This is a genomic window from Pseudarthrobacter sp. C4D7 (genome assembly GCF_013359725.1).
Lineage (GTDB): Bacteria > Actinomycetota > Actinomycetes > Actinomycetales > Micrococcaceae > Arthrobacter.
This window is the reverse complement of the sequence record NZ_JABFMW010000065.1, coordinates 1-1,007: the sequence shown is the minus strand read 5'-3', so window position 1 is coordinate 1,007 and position 1,007 is coordinate 1. Positions and strand designations below refer to the sequence as shown.

General features: G+C 62.9%; 1 protein-coding gene. It reads left to right on the top strand.

Annotated elements, in window-relative coordinates; genetic code table 11:
• Nucleotides 1-9: 9 nt before the first annotated feature.
• On the top strand, nucleotides 10-1,007 hold a 998-nt coding region (locus HNO81_RS19940), incomplete at its 3' end, for an amino acid permease (RefSeq protein WP_175319819.1).

Below are 1,007 nucleotides of genomic sequence, written 5' to 3'. Positions count from 1 at the left end.
GACCACGTTATTGATGGTGGTCATGCGCATGCGTCTGAGTCCTCCCTGCATGCGGAGGACAAGGGCTATCACAAGAACCTCAAGCCGCGGCAGATCCAGATGATCGCGATTGGCGGTGCGATCGGTACCGGCCTGTTCCTGGGCGCCGGCGGCCGGCTCAACGCCGCGGGCCCGTCCCTGGTCATCGCCTACGCGGTGTGCGGGTTCTTCGCGTTCCTGATCCTGCGCGCCCTGGGCGAACTGGTCCTCCACCGGCCCTCCTCAGGCTCGTTCGTCTCCTACGCCCGGGAATTCTTCGGCGAAAAAGCCGCGTTCGTCTCCGGCTGGTTCTACTGGATCAACTGGGCCACCACCACCATCGTGGACATCACCGCCGCCGCCCTCTACATGCACTTCTTCGGCAACTACATCCCCTGGATGGCCGACGTCCCGCAGTGGGCCTGGGCACTGACCGCCCTCATCGTCGTCCTGGCCCTGAACCTCGTCTCCGTGAAAGTCTTCGGCGAAATGGAATTCTGGTTCGCCCTGATCAAAGTCGCCGCCCTCGTCGCATTCCTGCTCATCGGCACCTACTTCGTCATCTTCGGCACCCCCGTGGACGGCCAACAGGTCGGCATCAGCCTCCTGTCCGATAACGGCGGGATCTTCCCCAACGGCCTGCTGCCCATGATCATCCTCATGCAGGGCGTCCTGTTCGCCTACGCCTCCATCGAACTCGTCGGCACCGCCGCCGGCGAAACCGAAAACCCCGAAAAAATCATGCCCAAAGCCATCAATTCCGTCGTCTTCCGCATCGCCGTGTTCTACGTCGGCTCCGTGATCCTCCTGGCCCTGCTGCTGCCCTTCACCGCCTACCAAAAAGGCGTCAGCCCCTTCGTGACATTCTTCGGCTCCATCGGCGTCCAAGGCGTAGACGTCATCATGAACCTCGTCGTCCTCACCGCAGCCCTGTCCTCACTGAACGCCGGCCTCTACTCCACCGGCCGGATCCTGCGCTCCATGTCCGT